This is a genomic window from Pseudomonas sp. IPO3749 (assembly GCF_013386605.1).
In the GTDB taxonomy this organism is placed as follows: domain Bacteria; phylum Pseudomonadota; class Gammaproteobacteria; order Pseudomonadales; family Pseudomonadaceae; genus Aquipseudomonas; species Aquipseudomonas azotoformans_A.
The window spans coordinates 1-17,688 of record NZ_JACARN010000051.1; the positions used below are offsets into that span (position 1 = coordinate 1).

At 62.2% G+C, this 17,688-nt stretch carries 13 protein-coding genes; 11 read left to right on the forward strand and 2 right to left on the reverse strand.

Annotation, left to right across the window (positions count from 1 at the left end):
* The coding region (locus tag HX812_RS20320; RefSeq protein WP_178949123.1) for a DUF4329 domain-containing protein at positions 1–2,413 on the reverse strand (2,413 nt) is incomplete at its 3' end.
* Between the two features lie 264 nt (positions 2,414–2,677).
* Here HX812_RS20320 and urtA point away from each other — a divergent pair.
* The 11 genes from urtA (at position 2,678) to ureC (ending at position 12,546) form a co-directional block, all read left to right on the forward strand.
* Positions 2,678–3,943 (forward strand): urea ABC transporter substrate-binding protein, encoded by a 1,266-nt coding sequence (gene urtA / locus HX812_RS20325; RefSeq protein ID WP_038842928.1) that lies wholly within the window; start codon positions 2,678–2,680, stop codon positions 3,941–3,943.
* A gap of 136 nt (positions 3,944–4,079) precedes the next feature.
* Positions 4,080–5,582, forward strand: coding sequence for an urea ABC transporter permease subunit UrtB (gene urtB, locus HX812_RS20330; protein WP_038851198.1), 1,503 nt, complete (start codon positions 4,080–4,082; stop codon positions 5,580–5,582).
* Positions 5,582–6,649: an urea ABC transporter permease subunit UrtC gene (gene urtC / locus HX812_RS20335; RefSeq protein WP_038851200.1), complete on the forward strand. Its 1,068-nt coding sequence runs from the start codon at positions 5,582–5,584 to the stop codon at positions 6,647–6,649. Before urtB ends, urtC begins: the two co-directional genes overlap by 1 nt.
* Complete coding sequence (urtD, locus tag HX812_RS20340; RefSeq protein WP_161630258.1) at positions 6,646–7,479, forward strand: urea ABC transporter ATP-binding protein UrtD; 834 nt, start codon at positions 6,646–6,648, stop codon at positions 7,477–7,479. Before urtC ends, urtD begins: the two co-directional genes overlap by 4 nt.
* A 109-nt stretch (positions 7,480–7,588) precedes the next feature.
* On the forward strand, positions 7,589–8,287 hold the full coding sequence (gene urtE, locus HX812_RS20345; protein ID WP_038851203.1) for an urea ABC transporter ATP-binding subunit UrtE: 699 nt from the start codon (positions 7,589–7,591) through the stop codon (positions 8,285–8,287).
* 31 nt (positions 8,288–8,318) lie between these two features.
* Positions 8,319–9,158 carry an urease accessory protein UreD gene (locus HX812_RS20350; protein ID WP_033897372.1) on the forward strand — a complete coding sequence of 280 codons (840 nt, stop codon included), beginning with the start codon at positions 8,319–8,321 and terminating at the stop codon, positions 9,156–9,158.
* 3 nt (positions 9,159–9,161) lie between these two features.
* Complete coding sequence (locus HX812_RS20355; protein WP_010213535.1) at positions 9,162–9,464, forward strand: urease subunit gamma; 303 nt, start codon at positions 9,162–9,164, stop codon at positions 9,462–9,464.
* Positions 9,465–9,473: 9 nt separating this feature from the next.
* Entirely contained in the window at positions 9,474–9,986 is a 513-nt protein-coding gene (locus HX812_RS20360) for a GNAT family N-acetyltransferase (protein WP_038851254.1), read from the forward strand.
* Positions 9,987–9,991: 5 nt separating this feature from the next.
* Positions 9,992–10,525, forward strand: a complete 534-nt coding sequence (locus HX812_RS20365) for a GNAT family N-acetyltransferase (protein WP_038851205.1) — start codon at positions 9,992–9,994, stop codon at positions 10,523–10,525.
* Complete coding sequence (locus tag HX812_RS20370) at positions 10,522–10,830, forward strand: urease subunit beta (RefSeq protein ID WP_038851206.1); 309 nt, start codon at positions 10,522–10,524, stop codon at positions 10,828–10,830. The genes HX812_RS20365 and HX812_RS20370 overlap by 4 nt, the downstream gene beginning before the upstream one ends.
* Positions 10,831–10,845: 15 nt before the next feature.
* A complete protein-coding gene (gene ureC / locus HX812_RS20375) occupies positions 10,846–12,546 on the forward strand; it encodes an urease subunit alpha (protein WP_038851207.1) in 1,701 nt (566 codons plus the stop codon).
* On the opposite strand, the gene HX812_RS20380 is transcribed toward ureC, so the two are convergent.
* Entirely contained in the window at positions 12,531–17,684 is a 5,154-nt protein-coding gene (locus HX812_RS20380; protein ID WP_038851209.1) for a dermonecrotic toxin domain-containing protein, read from the reverse strand. The two genes, ureC and HX812_RS20380, sit on opposite strands and share 16 nt — an antisense overlap.
* Positions 17,685–17,688 lie beyond the last annotated feature (4 nt).

Here is a 17,688-nt window from a genome sequence, read left to right on the forward strand (position 1 = left end):
GCGTCGAGTGCTTGGCGATCAGCGCGGCCAGGTGGCCGTTGTCGGTGACGATACCCGTCGGGGTAACGCCATAGAGCTGGCTCTCCAACGTGCTGCCGGAAAAGGTGTACTTGAGCCGCGCGCCGTCGCGGGTACTCAAGTAAAGCACGCGCAGCGGGTGAGTCGGCTGACGCGATTCGGCAATGGCCGCCGCCAACTCTCCCGTCGAAATAAAGCTTTCGTACAACCAGTGTTGCTCGATCTTCAAGCCCAGCGGCGGGCGAGGCGCATGGCAGACGCCGAAGGGCACGTAACCCGTCGGCAGGCCAGGGCGCGGGGCCACGGGGCGGGTTACCACGTAGGCGTCAGCCTTGAGTGACTTGAGGATGAACGACAATTCCCCCCCGCTCGCCGCTTGCTGGTCTTGACCATAGGTGGCGGCCGTATCGGCATGCTCGAATACCCAGCTGTAGGCCGGCGGAACCGGCGCTGCGGAGGTAAACGAGCGGTAGGCGGCCCACATGCTCGGGATCTTACCCAGCGCCCCCCCCCAGGCGGGGCTGGTTTGCAGCACATGAAACTCGCCCAGGCGGACCATTTTGCGGACCATTTCAACAGCGCTGCCGTCAAAGCCATCCAGCTGCGGCTTGAAGCTTTCGGTACGCAGGGCCTCTATCAGGAACCCGCTGAAATCGCGCTCCAGTTGCGTGTTGCTGCGCACGTATTTGACCAGCGATTCAAACGGGCTGGAGCAATACAGGGCGGGAATTTTAACGTCAGCGGCCATGAAGTTGGCGGTGAATTCATAGTTGGGCGCGCTCAAGTAAAGCTTGGCCTCATCCTCCAGCGACAGTTTTTTACCCTGTTGCACCTCTTCGTCCGTCCGGGCCCGCAAGCCCTGTTTGGCGGTCTCGAGGATATTCGGCATCAGCACCACAAGCCCGGCATAACGATACCCGGTGGGCATGAACAGCTCGGTGACAATCTTGCCGTCAAAGGTGAGACCCAATTGGCGGCTGAGCGCGGACTCGCCGATGGCGGCCGTCGACACGAAGAGGTCATCGTCACGCTGCAGAACGTAGCCGAGCTGCAGCGTTTCCCGCGCATGCGGGCGCTCATGCAGGTAACGCGCAGCATCGTCGGCCGTGATAAAGGCCGGGCTCATGGTTTTTTGCAGTTGCTCAAAGGAGGCCTGGGCCAGCACGCCTTGCGACGGCGGGTCGGTCGGCTGCTGAAACGTCACGATCTCGCCAATCCCCAGCATGCTCTGGGCAAACGTCACCAAGGGCAGGGTCTGCGCCCTCAATTGATTTTCGATAGCCACGCCATCAACGCCGAGGTAGCGAGCTTCTGCGTCCGTGCCGGAATACTGGTAGGCCCAGAGCCGACCGTCCCAACCACGCAGGACCAGGCGCATTTTTGGTTCGCGGCTGTACAGCGTGGGGGCCGCCCTCACTTGCCCGTCCACGGCGGCCAACAGTGTCGGGGTGAAGAATGACGGACGCAGCCACGTCCCGGCGGTGCCCAGCCGACAGTAGACGGCACTGATACGGAAACCGGACGGTAGCCTCACACCGCCATCCGCGCGCGTCGGGAACAGGTGCGACGGGGCAGTCAACTCGCTGCGCTCCCAGGCCTGGGTGGGCACGATGTATTCATCTTTGCCGAGGGCCTTGAGCTGGTAGCCAAACACCGGCTCCGGACCTTCTGGCAAAAAATTGCCCAGCCCTGGGGTGGGCACGATTTTCGAAAACAGTGGCTGCATCCCCACACTGCTCAACGGGGTGCCCAGTTTCCAGCTTCCGGTAACGCGCCCGCGTTCACCGCCCCAGGCACTGGTGGCCACGACGACCGTCAATTCACCCGCGTCGGCCAGCAGCGGAATGAAATCGTCCAAGGCGTTCAGCGTCTTATAGTTATCCAACGTTATACGCTTGCGAAGCTCACGCTCCTTGGGCGAATCGCTGGTCACATATTTGAGCAGCCCGCCATCAGGCCCAGACAAATAGTGGGCAGGCACGACTGTGCCTAAATCGATGATGAATCGCGCGTCGTGGTAAGAAAAAAAACCTCTGAGAACGCTGCGTTGCGCCTCCGTCAGCGCGATGTTTTTAAACTTCTCGTTGCTGTCAGGATGTGAGTGATAAAACGCGTAGGGGGCATAGCCGGACGGCAGCAGCATCTTGCCCTCATCGTCCAAGGCAATCACGTCAGACGGGGTGAACTCATGCGCGCCGCCGCGCAGAGGCGTCGAAGCATAAAAGCGCCCAGCTTTGCGCAGGATCGCGCCGCCGTATTCAGCATCGTGCTTGTCGATGCGCTGGTGCGCCCAGAACGCGGCGTCATCGGCGCTGACGAAAGGCCCTTCGAGGGCCAGCTTTGCTTCCAGCGCAAGCGCGGGTGGGTCGGATGGGTACTGGTCATCCTCATTCATCATGTGCTCCATTCAGGACAGTGGTAAAGGTCCCACCATCCTCGGCCGGCCGCTGCCCGAACGTGCGCTACATAATATTGAGCAGGCACCACAACGGCACATCGGTGTGCACGCGCACGCCCAACAAGCGCCACAATGGTGCGCGCCATGCCCCTCGCCGCCCTTCTGCGCCCCTTGCCTGCCAGGCTTTGACGACTTCGGCACAGCCCTTGCTATCTCCTCGTTATCAGCCATCCAAAAAAAATCGGTCACGGAGATTGCACCATGAAGCGTCGCAGCTTGATCAAGGCTTTCACTCTCTCGGCATCCATTGCCGCCATGGGCATGACCTGGACGATCCAGGCCGCCGAGACCATCAAGGTCGGCATCCTGCACTCGCTGTCCGGCACCATGGCCATCTCCGAAACCTCGCTTAAAGACATGGCGCTGATGACCATCGACGAGATCAACGCCAAGGGCGGGGTGAACGGCAAGATGCTCGAACCAGTGGTCGTGGACCCGGCGTCGAACTGGCCGCTGTTCGCCGAAAAGGGCCGCCAGTTGCTGACCCAGGACAAGGTCGCCGTAGTGTTCGGCTGCTGGACCTCGGTGTCGCGCAAATCGGTGTTGCCGGTGTTTGAAGAACTCAACGGCCTGCTGTTCTACCCGGTGCAATACGAAGGCGAAGAGATGTCGCCGAACGTGTTCTACACCGGCGCGGCGCCGAACCAGCAAGCCATCCCCGCCGTGGAATACCTGATGAGCGAAGAAGGCGGCGCGGCCAAGCGCTTCTTCCTGTTGGGCACCGACTACGTGTACCCGCGCACCACCAACAAGATCCTGCGCTCGTTCCTGCATTCCAAAGGCGTCGCGGATAAAGATATCGAAGAGGTCTACACCCCGTTCGGCCATGCCGATTACCAGACCATCGTGGCCAACATCAAGAAATTCTCCGCCGGTGGCAAGACGGCGGTGATCTCCACCGTGAACGGCGACTCCAACGTGCCGTTCTACAAGGAACTGGCCAACCAGGGCCTGAAAGCCACCGACGTACCGGTGGTGGCGTTCTCCGTGGGTGAAGAAGAACTGCGCGGCATCGACACCAAGCCGCTGGTGGGCAACCTCGCCGCCTGGAACTACTTCCAGTCCGTAGAGAACCCAGTGAACAAGAAATTCGTCGCCGACTGGAAAGCCTACGCCAAGAAACACAACCTGCCGGGCGCCGACAAAGCCGTGACCAACGACCCGATGGAAGCCACCTACGTGGGCATCCATATGTGGGCACAGGCGGCGGAGAAAGCCAAATCCACCGACGTCGACAAAGTGCGTGAAGCGTTGGGCGGGCAGACGTTTGCCGCGCCGTCGGGCTTCACCCTGACCATGGACAAGACCAACCACCACCTGCACAAGCCGGTGATGATCGGCGAGATCCAGGCGGATGGGCAGTTCTCGGTGGTATGGCAGACCCAGGAGCCGATCCGCGCCCAGCCGTGGAGCCCGTACATTCCGGGCAATGACAAGAAGCCGGATTACGCCGTGAAAAGTAACTAAGCCCGACTCGGTCTAAAAAATGTGGGAGCGGGCTTGCTCGCGAATGCGGTGGATCAGTGACAGATGCATTGACTGACACACCGCATTCGCGAGCAAGCCCGCTCCCACACTGTCCGCGCACGATCAGGACACTTGTATGCCTACTGCCTTTTACCGCTTCATCCTCGCCGCCCTGCTGTTGCTGCCTTTCGCCGCACACGCCAGCGACGCCGAAGACTTCCTGGCCGCCAACCCGGCCCAACAAGCCAAGCTCCTCCAGGACTGGGCCGCCCAGCCCGACCCGGCACGCATCGAGCTGGTGGATGCCCTGCAACAAGGCCAACTCACGCTCAACGGTGAAACCAAGACCGTGCGCCTGAACAATCGGCTGCGCGGGCTGATCGACAACGTCCAAGCCAGCCAGCAACTGCTCGCCGCCGACCCCAAGGTGCGCCTCGCAGCCGCACAAACCCTGCAAAAAAGCGCGCAACCCGCGCAGCTAAAATTCCTTGATCAGCAAGTCGCCAGCGAGACCAACGAGGACGTGCATACCGCCCTCAGCCTGGCCCTGGCCAACCTGCAACTGGTCGACCCTGACCCGGTCGTGCGCCTCGCCGCCGTGCGTTTGCTCGGCAACACCGGCGACCCGCTGGCGCGCACACGCCTGGAAGCCTTGCTCGCCCCCGGCGTAGAAACCGATGCCACCGTGCACACCGCCGCCGAAACCAGCCTGGCCCAGGTCAAGCGCAAACTGATGTTCGGTGAGATCCTCGGCCAGGCCTTCAGCGGCATGTCCCTGGGTTCGATCCTGCTGCTCGCAGCCCTCGGTTTGGCGATCACCTTCGGCCTGCTCGGCGTGATCAACATGGCCCACGGCGAAATGCTGATGCTCGGCGCCTACTCCACCTATGTGGTGCAAATGCTGATGCAGCGTTATGTGCCGCAAGCCATCGAGTTCTACCCGCTGATCGCGCTGCCGGTGGCGTTTTTTGTCACCGCCGCCATCGGTATGGCGCTGGAGCGCACGGTGATTCGTCACCTGTATGGCCGGCCACTGGAAACCCTGCTCGCCACTTGGGGCATCAGCCTGATGTTGATCCAACTGGTGCGCCTGGTGTTTGGTGCGCAAAACGTCGAAGTGTCCAACCCCGCGTGGCTGTCCGGCGGCATTCAAGTGCTGCCCAACCTGGTGCTGCCGTACAACCGCATCGTCATCATCGGCTTCGCGCTGTGTGTGGTGGTGCTGACCTGGCTGCTGCTGAACAAGACGCGCCTGGGCCTCAACGTGCGCGCCGTGACCCAGAACCGCAACATGGCAGCCTGCTGCGGCGTGCCCACCGGGCGGGTGGACATGCTCGCGTTTGGCCTGGGTTCAGGCATCGCAGGCCTGGGTGGCGTGGCGCTGAGCCAGATCGGCAACGTCGGCCCGGACCTGGGCCAGAGCTACATCATCGATTCCTTCCTGGTGGTGGTCCTTGGCGGTGTTGGCCAGTTGGCCGGTAGCGTCATGGCCGCCTTCGGGCTGGGCATCGCCAACAAGATCCTCGAACCCCAGATCGGCGCCGTGCTCGGCAAGATCCTGATCCTCGCGCTGATCATTCTGTTTATCCAGAAACGCCCGCAAGGACTCTTCGCACTGAAAGGACGGGTGATCGACTGATGAACCAGCCATTGATGCTTACCGCCACGCAGAAAGTCGGGCCCAAGGTGACGATTGCCGTGGGTGCGGTGATCCTGATCCTGCTGCTGGCGCTGCCGTTGCTGTCGCTGCTGCCAGCCGACAACGTCTTTCATATCTCGGCCTACACCCTGACGCTGGTGGGCAAGATCCTCTGCTACGCCATCGTCGCCCTCGCCCTGGATTTGGTCTGGGGCTATGCGGGGATGTTGTCCCTCGGCCACGGCTTGTTCTTCGCCCTCGGTGGGTATGCGATGGGCATGTACCTGATGCGCCAGGCGTCCGGCGATGAGCTGCCGGCGTTCATGACCTTTTTGTCGTGGACCGAATTGCCGTGGTACTGGGTCGGCACCGAGCACTTCCTCTGGGCCATGTGCCTGGTGGTGCTGGCGCCGGGTTTGCTGGCGCTGGTGTTCGGTTTTTTTGCCTTCCGCTCGCGGATCAAGGGCGTGTATTTCTCGATCATGACCCAGGCCCTGACCTTCGCCGGGATGCTGTTGTTCTTCAGGAACGAGACCGGCTTTGGCGGCAATAACGGCTTCACTAATTTCCGTAGCATCCTCGGTTTCGGCATTACCGAACCGGGCACGCGGGCGGTGCTTTTTGTAGCGACGGTGCTGTTGCTGGTGGTCAGCTTGTTTATCGGCTGGCGCTTGGCAAAGAGCAAGTTCGGCCGGGTGCTGACCGCACTGCGTGACGCCGAGAACCGCCTGATGTTCTGCGGCTACGATCCGCGCGGTTTCAAACTGTTCGTGTGGGTACTGAGCGCAGTGCTGTGCGGGTTGGCAGGAGCGTTGTATGTGCCGCAGGTGGGCATCATCAACCCCAGCGAAATGTCACCGACCAACTCCATCGAAGCTGCCGTATGGGTCGCTCTGGGCGGGCGCGGCACGCTGATCGGCCCGCTGCTGGGCGCTGGCGTGGTCAATGGCATGAAGAGCTGGTTCACCGTGGCGTTCCCGGAATACTGGCTGTTCTTCCTCGGGGCGCTGTTCATCATCGTCACCCTGTACCTGCCCAAGGGCGTTATCGGCCTGCTGAAGAAATGAGGAACGTCATGCTTGAACCTATTTTCGATGCAGGCGCCGGCCGCGATGCCATCGGTATTGGCCAGGCGGCCGGCAAGGGTCTCAACACCCGCCACGGCACCATCCTGAGCCTGGAAGACATCAGCGTCAGCTTTGATGGTTTCAAGGCGCTCAACACCTTGAACCTGTACATCGGCGTCGGCGAGCTGCGCTGCATCATCGGCCCCAATGGCGCGGGCAAGACCACGCTGATGGACGTGATCACCGGCAAGACCCGGCCCAGCCACGGCACCGCCTGGTTTGGCGAAAACCTCGACCTCACCAGCATGAGTGAAGTGCAGATCGCCCAGGCCGGTATCGGCCGCAAGTTCCAGAAGCCCACGGTGTTCGAGGCCCTCAGCGTGTTCGAAAACCTCGAACTGGCGCAGAAGACCGACAAATCCGTGTGGGCCAGCCTGCGCGCACGCTTGAGTGGCGAGCAGAAAGACCGTATCGATGAAGTGCTCGACACCATCCGCCTGACCGCTTCGGCCCAGCGCCAGGCGGGGTTACTGTCCCACGGCCAGAAGCAATTCCTGGAAATCGGCATGTTGCTGATGCAGGACCCGCAACTGTTGCTGCTGGATGAACCGGTGGCGGGCATGACCGATGCCGAAACCGAATTCACCGCCGAACTGTTCAAGCGCCTGGCGGGCAAGCACTCGTTGATGGTGGTGGAACACGACATGGGCTTTGTCGGTTCGATTGCCGACCACGTCACCGTATTGCACCAAGGCAGTGTGCTGGCCGAAGGGTCGCTGGAACAGGTGCAGGAAAACGAGCGCGTGATCGAAGTGTACCTGGGCCGCTAAAGCGCTTTATGCGGACACTGGCTTTTGTGGTGAGCGGGCTTGCCCCGCGCAGGGCAAGCCTGCTCACCACAAAAGCCAGGCACCTGCCCGATTTCAGGAGGTTTTGAGAATGCTGCAAATCGACAAGTTGCACCAGTACTACGGCGGTAGCCACATCCTGCGCGGACTGTCGTTTGACGTGAAGATCGGCGAAGTGACCTGCCTGCTCGGCCGTAACGGCGTGGGCAAGACCACCCTGCTCAAGTGCCTGATGGGCTTGCTGCCGACCAAAGAAGGCGCGGTGAATTGGGAAGGCCGCGCCATCACCGGGTTCAAGCCGCACCAACGCGTGCACGCGGGTATCGCCTACGTGCCACAGGGCCGAGAAATTTTCGGGCGGCTGACGGTGGAAGAAAACCTCTTGATGGGGCTCTCGCGCTTCCCCGGTTCGGAGGCCAAGGAAGTCCCGGCATTCATCTACGAACTGTTCCCCGTGTTGCTGCAGATGAAACATCGGCGTGGCGGCGATTTGTCCGGCGGCCAGCAGCAACAGCTCGCCATCGGCCGCGCGTTGGCCAGCCGCCCGCGCTTGCTGATCCTCGACGAACCCACCGAAGGCATTCAACCCTCGGTGATCAAGGAGATCGGCGCGGTGATCAAAAAACTGGCGGAGCGCGGCGATATGGCGATCCTGCTGGTGGAGCAGTTCTACGACTTTGCCGCCGAGTTGGCCGACCAATACCTGGTGATGTCCCGTGGTGAAATCGTGCAGCAGGGCCGAGGTGAAAATATGGAAAGTGAGGGTGTGCGCGGCCTGGTAACCATCTAATCTGTAGCCTCCTAACGATAAGCTCTTTGCCATGAACCTGCCCGTTACTCCTGCCCTGTTCACCCCCAGCTGGCACGCCGAGCTGGAACTCGGCTACGCGCGTTTCGGCGACACCACGCGGCCGGTGATGCGCCGCCACCTCGGCCCGTTGCGCGTGCAAAAACACCTGTACGCCGAAGGCCCCGAGGTGTGCCAGCACATCATCGTGCACCCGCCCGGTGGCATTGCCGGTGGTGATCGCCTGGACATCAGCGCCCATGTCGGTGCAGGCGCCTGGGCCCAGTTGACCAGCCCTGGCGCAGCCAAATGGTATCGCGCCAAGGGCCCTGCGTTCCAGCAGTTGGACCTCACCGTGGAAGCCGGCGCTACGCTGGAATGGCTGCCCCAGGAAACCATCGTGTTCAGCGCCGCCCAGGCCGAACTCACCACGCGCATCGAACTGCAAGGCGATGCGCGCTTGTTCTACTGGGATGTGGTCGCCCTCGGCCGCCCGGCCAGCGGCGAGCGTTTTGAGCTTGGCCACTTTCAATCACACCTCGATATCCGCCGCGACGGTCAGTTGCTCTGGCATGAACGCCAGCGCATTGTCGGCGCCGACGGTTTGCTCGATTCGCCCATCGGGCTGGACGGGCAACCCGTGTTTGCCACGTTGCTGCTGACGGCCGATATCGACCCTGAATTACTCGACACCTGCCGCGCCCTGCCCCACGCAGTGCGCGGTGACCTGACCCAATTGCCGGGCCTGCTGGTCGCCCGCTGCCTGGCCAGCGAAGCGCTGCATGCCCGCGCCTGGCTGATCGATTTATGGCGCCTGTTACGCCCCGCCGTGCTGGGCCGTGAAGCCGTCCCCCCCCGAATCTGGAGTACCTGAACCATGGACCTGACCCCACGGGAAAAAGACAAACTGCTGATCTTCACCGCAGGCTTGGTGGCCGAGCGCCGTCTCGCGCGCGGCGTGAAGCTCAACTACCCGGAAACCATCGCCTACATCTCCGCCGCCCTGATGGAAGGCGCCCGCGATGGCCGCACCGTGGCTGACCTGATGCACTTTGGCACCACCCTGCTCAGCCGCGAACAAGTGATGGAAGGCATCCCGGAAATGATCCCGGATATCCAGGTGGAAGCCACTTTCCCCGACGGCACCAAGCTGGTCACCGTGCACCAGCCGATTGCGTGAGGCCTGATGATGATTCGTGACGCAACCCAAAATGATCTGCCGGCGATCCGCGATATCTACAACGACGCGGTCCTCAACACCACGGCGATCTGGAACGAACAGCCAGTGGACCTTGGCAACCGCCAGGCCTGGTTCAGTGCACGGCATGCCCAGGGTTACCCGATCCTGGTCTCGGTGGAAAACGCTGAAGTCACCGGTTATGCCTCTTTCGGTGACTGGCGGCCGTTCGAAGGTTTCCGCTACAGCGTCGAGCATTCGGTGTATGTGCGCAGCGACCAACGCGGCAAGGGCCTCGGTCCGTTGCTGATGGCGGCGCTGATCGAGCGTGCACGCGCGTGCGGCAAACACGTGATGGTCGCCGCCATCGAAAGCGGCAACCAGGCTTCGATCCGTCTGCATGAGCGCCAGGGCTTCGTTACCACCGGGCAGATGCCCCAAGTGGGCATCAAGTTCGGCCGCTGGCTGGACCTGACCTTCATGCAACTGGCCTTGAACCCGGGCGCCGAACCGCCCAAGGAGTGACGTCGATGAACGCCGCGCAACTGCGTCGAGTCAATGCGGAAAGTTTTGCCCACTATCGCCTGGGCTTGATCGAGCTGTTGCTGGACGCGGTCAAGCAAGGCGCCTCTGTTGGTTTCATGGCCGACTTCGACGAGGCCCAGGCCCGCGAGTATCTGAGCAGCGTGCAGGCGAGCATCGAAGACACCAGCCTGTTGCTGTGGGTGGTGGTGCGTGATGAACAGGTGATTGCCAGCGTGCAATTGGCGCTGTGCCAGAAAGCCAACGGCCTCAACCGCGCCGAGGTGCAAAAGCTGTTGGTGCACAGCAGCGCGCGCCGCCATGGCCTCGGCCAGCAATTGATGCACACCCTGGAACTCGCCGCGCGCCAGCACAAGCGCGGCCTGCTGTACCTGGACACCGAGGCCGGCTCCCCCGCCGAAGCCTTCTACCAGTCGCTGCGCTACACCAAGATCGGTGAACTGCCCGACTACTGCCAAAGCCCGGACGGGCGCTACAGCCCGACCGCCATCTACTTCAAGACCCTGGGGCAACCTGCATGATTCCTGGTGAATATCAGATCCAGCCTGGCGATATCGAACTCAACGTCGGCCGCCGTACGATCAGCCTGAGCGTGGCCAACAGCGGCGACCGGCCGATCCAGGTGGGTTCGCACTACCATTTTTTCGAGACCAATGACGCGCTGACGTTTGATCGTGCGGCAAGTCGCGGCATGCGGTTGAACATTCCGGCGGGGACGGCGGTGCGGTTTGAGCCAGGGCAGAGTCGGGAGGTGGAGTTGGTGGATTTGAGTGGCGGGCGCCGAGTGTTCGGTTTTGCCGCACGCATCATGGGCAATCTGGAATAACTTGAGGACATACACATGAAAATTTCCAGACAAGCCTACGCCGACATGTACGGCCCCACCGTCGGTGACAAGGTCCGCCTGGCCGACACCGAGTTGTTTGTCGAAGTCGAACAGGACTTCACCGTCTATGGCGAAGAAGTCAAATTCGGCGGCGGTAAAGTGATCCGCGATGGCCAGGGCCAAAGCCAGTTGCTCGCCCATGAAGTGGTCGACACGTTGATCACCAACGCGCTGATCATCGACCACTGGGGCATCGTCAAGGCCGACGTCGGCCTGAAGAACGGCCGCATCCACGCCATCGGCAAGGCCGGCAACCCGGACATCCAACCCGGCGTGACCATGGCCATCGGCGCCAGCACCGAGGTGATCGCCGGCGAAGGCATGATCCTCACCGCTGGCGGCATCGACAGCCACGTGCATTTCATCTGCCCGCAGCAGATCGAAGAAGCGCTGACCAGCGGCGTCACCACCATGATCGGCGGCGGCACCGGCCCGGCCACCGGCACCAACGCGACCACCTGCACCTCGGGCCCGTGGCACCTGGCGCGCATGCTCCAGGCCAGTGATTCGTTCCCGATGAACATCGGTTTCACCGGCAAGGGCAACGCCAGCCTGCCGGAGCCGTTGATCGAACAGGTCAAAGCCGGCGCCATCGGCTTGAAGCTGCACGAAGACTGGGGCACTACACCCGCAAGCATCGACAACTGCCTGAGCGTGGCCGACGAATACGACGTGCAGGTGGCAATCCACAGCGACACCCTCAACGAGTCGGGCTTCGTCGAAACCACCCTCGCCGCCCTCAAGGGCCGCACCATCCACACCTACCACACCGAAGGTGCCGGTGGCGGCCACGCGCCAGACATCATCAAGGCCTGCGGCTTCGCCAACGTGCTGCCGAGTTCGACCAACCCGACGCGGCCGTTCACCCGCAACACCATCGACGAACACCTCGACATGCTGATGGTCTGCCATCACCTCGACCCGAGCATTGCCGAAGACGTGGCCTTCGCCGAAAGCCGCATCCGCCGCGAGACCATCGCCGCCGAAGACATCCTGCACGACCTCGGCGCGTTCTCCATGATCAGCTCCGACAGCCAGGCCATGGGCCGCGTCGGCGAAGTGATCACACGCACCTGGCAGACCGCCGACAAGATGAAAAAACAGCGCGGCCCGCTGCCCGGTGACGGCCCCGGCAATGACAATTTCCGCGCCAAACGCTACATCGCCAAGTACACCATCAACCCGGCAATCACCCACGGCGTCAGCCACATCGTCGGCTCCATCGAAGTGGGCAAGTGGGCCGACCTGGTGTTGTGGCGCCCGGCGTTCTTCGGCATCAAGCCGACCCTGATCCTCAAGGGCGGCGCGATTGCCTCAAGCCTCATGGGCGACGCCAACGCCTCGATCCCCACGCCGCAGCCGGTGCACTACCGCCCGATGTTCGCCAGCTTCGGCAGCTCGCTGCACGCCACCAGCCTGACCTTTATCAGCCAGGCGGCGCAGGCAGCGGGCTTGCCCGAAGCCTTGGGCTTGAAGAAGCAGATCGCGGTGGTCAAAGGCTGCCGCGAGGTGCAGAAAACCGACTTGATCCACAACGATTACCTGCCGGATATCGAAGTGGACCCGCAGACGTATCAGGTCAAGGCCGACGGGGTGCTGCTGTGGTGCGAGCCGGCCGAGGTCCTGCCGATGGCCCAGCGTTATTTCCTGTTCTGAGTCGGGCGCCCCATAAGGCGGTCAGTCACGGTACGCAGCACGTTTTTGTGCTCCTCGCCGAGACTGACCATGTCGGCGAAGAATTCTTCGTCGCGTGTTTCCCGGTCCGGGCTGACCTGCTCGGGGGACTTACCCAGCACCTGCGCCGAGGTGTCGATGGTCAGGCGCAGCTCGGTTTTCTGCTGCGCTGACAAAGTGCCGTCATCGGCCAGGGTTTGTTCGGCGGTGTAGAGGTTGATCAACGCCTCATTCTTGGCGCTCACCGCTTCGAACTCGTTGGCGTAGGTCACTTGCACAAAGTCGGCCCAGAAGGGTTGCTCCACAATACCGTCGCGCAGCAAGTCGCCGGTTTCCAGGTCCTTTACGCGACGTGAGGCGTCATCGAGCATGTCTTGGGTCACATCCGGCTCGTTGTAGAACATGCTGGTCTGCCAGGGCAGATCCAGCTCGTTGGCCAATCGCGTGACATAGGCCAGGTGGATTTCAACTTCGTCGATGCTTCTCTGCGGCCGCCCTGCCGCGTCGACCTGCTGAATCAAGCCGCCCTCGTCATCGTACTCAGGGAACCGGCGACCTTCGGCCACCAACTCGCTGACCCGGGCGTGGGCAATGCGGCCCAGCTCATCCAGGCGCGCCTTGCCCTTGGCCAAGTCCAGCAGTTCCAGTTGCACCAGGTCCTGATTGGGGATCAACCGCGCTTCGTTGAGCAATACTTCAAACCCCATGGCGTTGAACAATTGCGCGCCGGCATCCACGCAGGTAGTGGGCGCCACCGCCATTTCGAACAACCGCTCACGCAATGCCGTATTGGCGGCCATCGCTTCAAGCATGCGCCAGACCTTGGCGGTCAGGTCGTTCTTGTACTGATCGGTACGGTCCTCCAGACGCTCACTCAGTTTGCGGATCTCGTCAAAAAACGGCTCACTGCCGATGGCCTCTTCCAGGTCATTCCAGGTTTCCTGCTTGGCCAGCCATTGCTGTTGCGACAGCCCGCTCATCCAGTGCGCGCTGTCTTGGGTGCCTCTGGGCGGCAGGCGTCGCTCCGGGTCCAGGCCCACCGATTCGAGATAGAGGTTGAGGCTGTCACGCACTTGGGGGGTCAACCAGTCGCGGGTGACGGCGGTGCGGGCGAGGATGCGCGCGCGCTCGGAGCCCGGCGCCACCACGGGAATTGCCGTGAGGCGATTGCCGGTCAGCTCCAACAGAAACTGCCGGGGGCGCGGCACGCCAAACGTACCCATGGGCCAAGCGTGCAAGCCACAGCCCGACAAATACAGCCAACGCAGGCGTGGCATACGGCCGATGTCGATGTTCATCGACAGCGGGTTGCCCTGAAGCGCCAGCCACTCCAGTTGATGCATGCTGCGGATATGCAAGACCGTCTGCGCAGTGAGCATGATCTGGTTGTCCGACAGGTCGAGCCCTTCCATGCGCGACATGCGTGCGCACGCCTCGGGCAAGCGGGTAAGCAGGTTGTTTTCAAGGTTGAGCACCCGCAGCTGAGGGAATTTCGCCAGCAAGCCCATGGCCTGATCGGTCAAGCCGCAACCGGGCATATGCACACTGGAGACATGGGAGAAGTCCCCCGGTAATTCCGGCAACGACGCAAGCTGGGCACCCAGCGCTTCATCCTCCAGCAGAATGCGTTGGCCGCGATAGTTGCCACGGGTATCCAGGTCCCACTCGCCGCTTTTTTTCCAGGCATTGCGCAGCCGGTCATACAGGCGCCGGCGGGTCGCCAGGGTCGCCCGGTCGCGGGGGCCGTCCAACAGCCAGCGCGACAGCACGCTCTCCAACTGTTTGTATTGTTTCTCCAGGTCCTTGAGCCAGCGGTCGTCTTCAAGGTTGCGACCGTGCAGGTACTCGCGCATCTGCACCGCGTTCATGGTCGGGTAAAGCGTGCGCACCCGCTCTTCGATCATGCGCTGCCAAGAGCCCTGCCCGCGCCCGCTCAACGGGTAACCCAGGCGCTGGGGGGACACGCGCCAGGGGGTGCGAAAAAACGGCAGGCGTTCTGGCTGCATGCCCAAGACAACACGCAGCGCTTCACGGGGCAACGCCTTGGCGAGGATCAGCGTGCGTAACTGTTCACCCTGCCCGACATGGGGCACGCCAAGGGCATTGCGCTGCGCATCCGGCAATGCATGCTGCAAGGCACCGTAGAGACCATTAATGCCATGCAACTGCTGGCCACGGTCATCGAAGGCCTGGTAACGGCCCTCGTCGACCCGCACAAGGATTTTTTTCTCAGCGTGCGCAGGCCCGAAGTCGGCGCGTAACTCACCCTCGGTGCCGCCTTCACGCACCTCCAGGCGCAGGTTGTCGGCCCAGCCAGGCAAGACCGGCAAGGTGTTCAGCACCAGCGCTTCGGTGTCCTGCCCAGCCATGGCATCGAGGTACAGGCCTTCGTAGGCCAGGCTCAGCCGAACGTCCTGCTGCAGCACGCGCGCGCGCTGGGCAAGGTCCAACGGAATGCGCCCGGTACGGTCCAGCGCAGCCCGCTCCTGGGGCGTGGCCTCAGCCAGCATCTCGCGTACCATCAAGGTGGGCAGGCGTTTGAAATCGCGTTGTATCAAGGTCACCGCCGCGTCTGTCATCGGCTGCTGCTCGGTGTACAGGCTGCGCATCAAACGTGCTCGGACCAACACCGCACGGTCCTGCATTTTCTTTTGAAGCGCGGTGATACGCGCGGCGGTCACACGCGACGTATAGCGCCCGACCAGTGTGTCCATCTGCGCTTCGGTCAGAAAACCGACGATGCGTTCCGGCAGTTTTCCGGTCATGAGTTCGCTCCTGCGGACCTGCAACGTGTCCACGAGCGCCGCGTTCACATCGCCATACTTGATCGACGCTCCGCTCAATTGCGTTCCGGCAAACGCCTCTATCGCCTTGCCCGATGGCCAGCCGGGCAGCTCGACCGCCAAGGTTGCGGCGTAACTGCACAAAGCGTCCGACAACACGCCCGCGCCGATGCCCTGGGCGACCTGCAATGCGCTGTCATAGGCTCGGAACTGACGAATCGTATCCAGCAGGACCGCCGGTACGGGCTCGCTCTCTACGTGCAAGCGGCGCAGGACGTCCTCGTCGACACCGCTGACGTGACGGATCTGCTCCAGCACGGCATCACTGAAACCGTCGACCACCGGGCCAAGCCTGCGCATCAGTCGCGCGCCCTCCCAACTCAGCGGGCGCTCCAACTCGTGGTACCAGGCACCGGTGCCGTTATGTGCAAGCGCCGGCTCATAGGCATCGGCGCGTGAAGGATGCTCGATCACATAGCGGTCGTGTACGGGCTCATGGCGCACTTTGAAGCGCTTGTCCTCCAGTGCGATAACAGACGCCCCGTTGATCTGGTGCACGCCGTGCTCGTTGGGAAGCGCGCCCTCCGGAATCGCACGCGCATATTCGTAGGGGGCAAGGTCGGGCTTCCACAGGCGTGTCTTGCCGCTGGGTAGCTTGACCGCCTTGAGACCTTCAATAAACGGCGACACCGTGAAGTGAAACGCGGCGCCGCCGACCGCCAGCATGGCCAGGTTTTCCACGACGTCGGTAATGTGCGCCCAACCGGCCTCGCGGTCGCCCTCGCCGAGTTCAATGGCGCCCTCGAGGATTTCGTACAGCAACTGGCCCGCCATGACCACGGACATCACCACTCCCAATGGCGGTATGACCATCGCCAGCAAGTTGACCCCAAACAGGCCCATATTCAGGTAATGCTGCACACGCCTGGCGCTGGCAGCCTCATCGGCATCCGCAGTCGAGATGGCCTGAGCCCGGGCGTTGTCGAGCATCCGCTTGCGCAGGCTTTCAAAGCGTTGCGGCCACAGGTCAACCGCCACCCACAGCCCCTTGATGGAATCCATATTGATATTAAAGTTGGGGTCTGTAACGCCGACGCGAACCTTGGGTTGTGGCTCCGTCTTCACCTGCGTCAACGGTGACAACACCGGTGCCACCAACGTTGTCGCCAAGCGACCCCACTCTGAGCGTAACCACTGCGAGCCGAAAGGCTGGGGCGGGGCATCCACCACCAGTTCGGTCAGCCGGCGGAAATAATACGGGCGGTCCTTGTAGGCGACGAACTGGCTGAAGAACTGTTGGAAATCGGTTATCGGCGTCGCCTCGGTGCGCTCGGCATCCCGCTGCGGTCCGGCCTGCAGACGCGCGGTCAACGCCCTGCTGAATTCGTCGAACGAGGCATAGCGCTTGATCGGGTGTTCAGGGTCATCTGGAATGTAAACGATGAACCAATCCGAGTAACGGTGCTCGACGCAGGGCTCAATCACCAGGCAACCCTGCAAATGCAGGTTCATCAGGCAGGGCGTGCGATACCAGATCTGTTTGTCGCCGAGCATGATCTTCTGCTCACCGGCCAGCACACGCAGCAACAACGCGTAATCGCTCTCGGTGATATCGCCCTTGAGTTGCGCCATCATGGCCGCCGCCGCAAACGCATCTTGTTGATGGCGAATGTATTGCTCGCGCAACACGCCCTCGGACACGACGTCGGCAGGATGCACAGCGCTCTTGAGATAGGCCTGGTACTTCGCGCCCAGGTCCAGCTCGCGGCACAGTTTGACGAACGCGTCGATACCAAGCGTCGTGGCATGACGCTCGAAGTGACCACGAGCATCTGGCTCGGTAATAAAGCCTGAGGCACTGTTGAAATATCCCGGCTTGGCTTCCTGGGCTTCGAAGTTGTGCAAGGCCGCTTGCAGCAACGAAAAGGTCCTGACCTTGAAACCGCCGGTTCGCACACCGAAGGCGTCCTCTGTCGGGCTGTAAAGGCGCAGCCACGTGAGGTTGACGTCCAGGTCGTGGCCATTGTCCTTGAGTGCCGCCTCCAGCAATGGCTGCGCGAAGGCATTCACCGACTGGATTTTTTGCAGGGTTTTCTCAAGGCGGTTGAGTGACTCGCAGCGTGCCTGCAGGAGTGTGTTGAGCTGGTCCTTGTGCGCCTGGGGCGCTTTGTCATACCAGCCAGGCACATGTGGGGCAGCCTGTTTGAGCGCCTGGCGCCGCTTGGCCGATGATTGCACCAGACAGGCCGGAATGGCCTGGCGGATAAAGGCATAGTGTTGCCCCTGCTCACCGGGCAAGGCCGGCGGCAGGGTTGAAGTGAGGGAGGTTGCGGGCATCGGA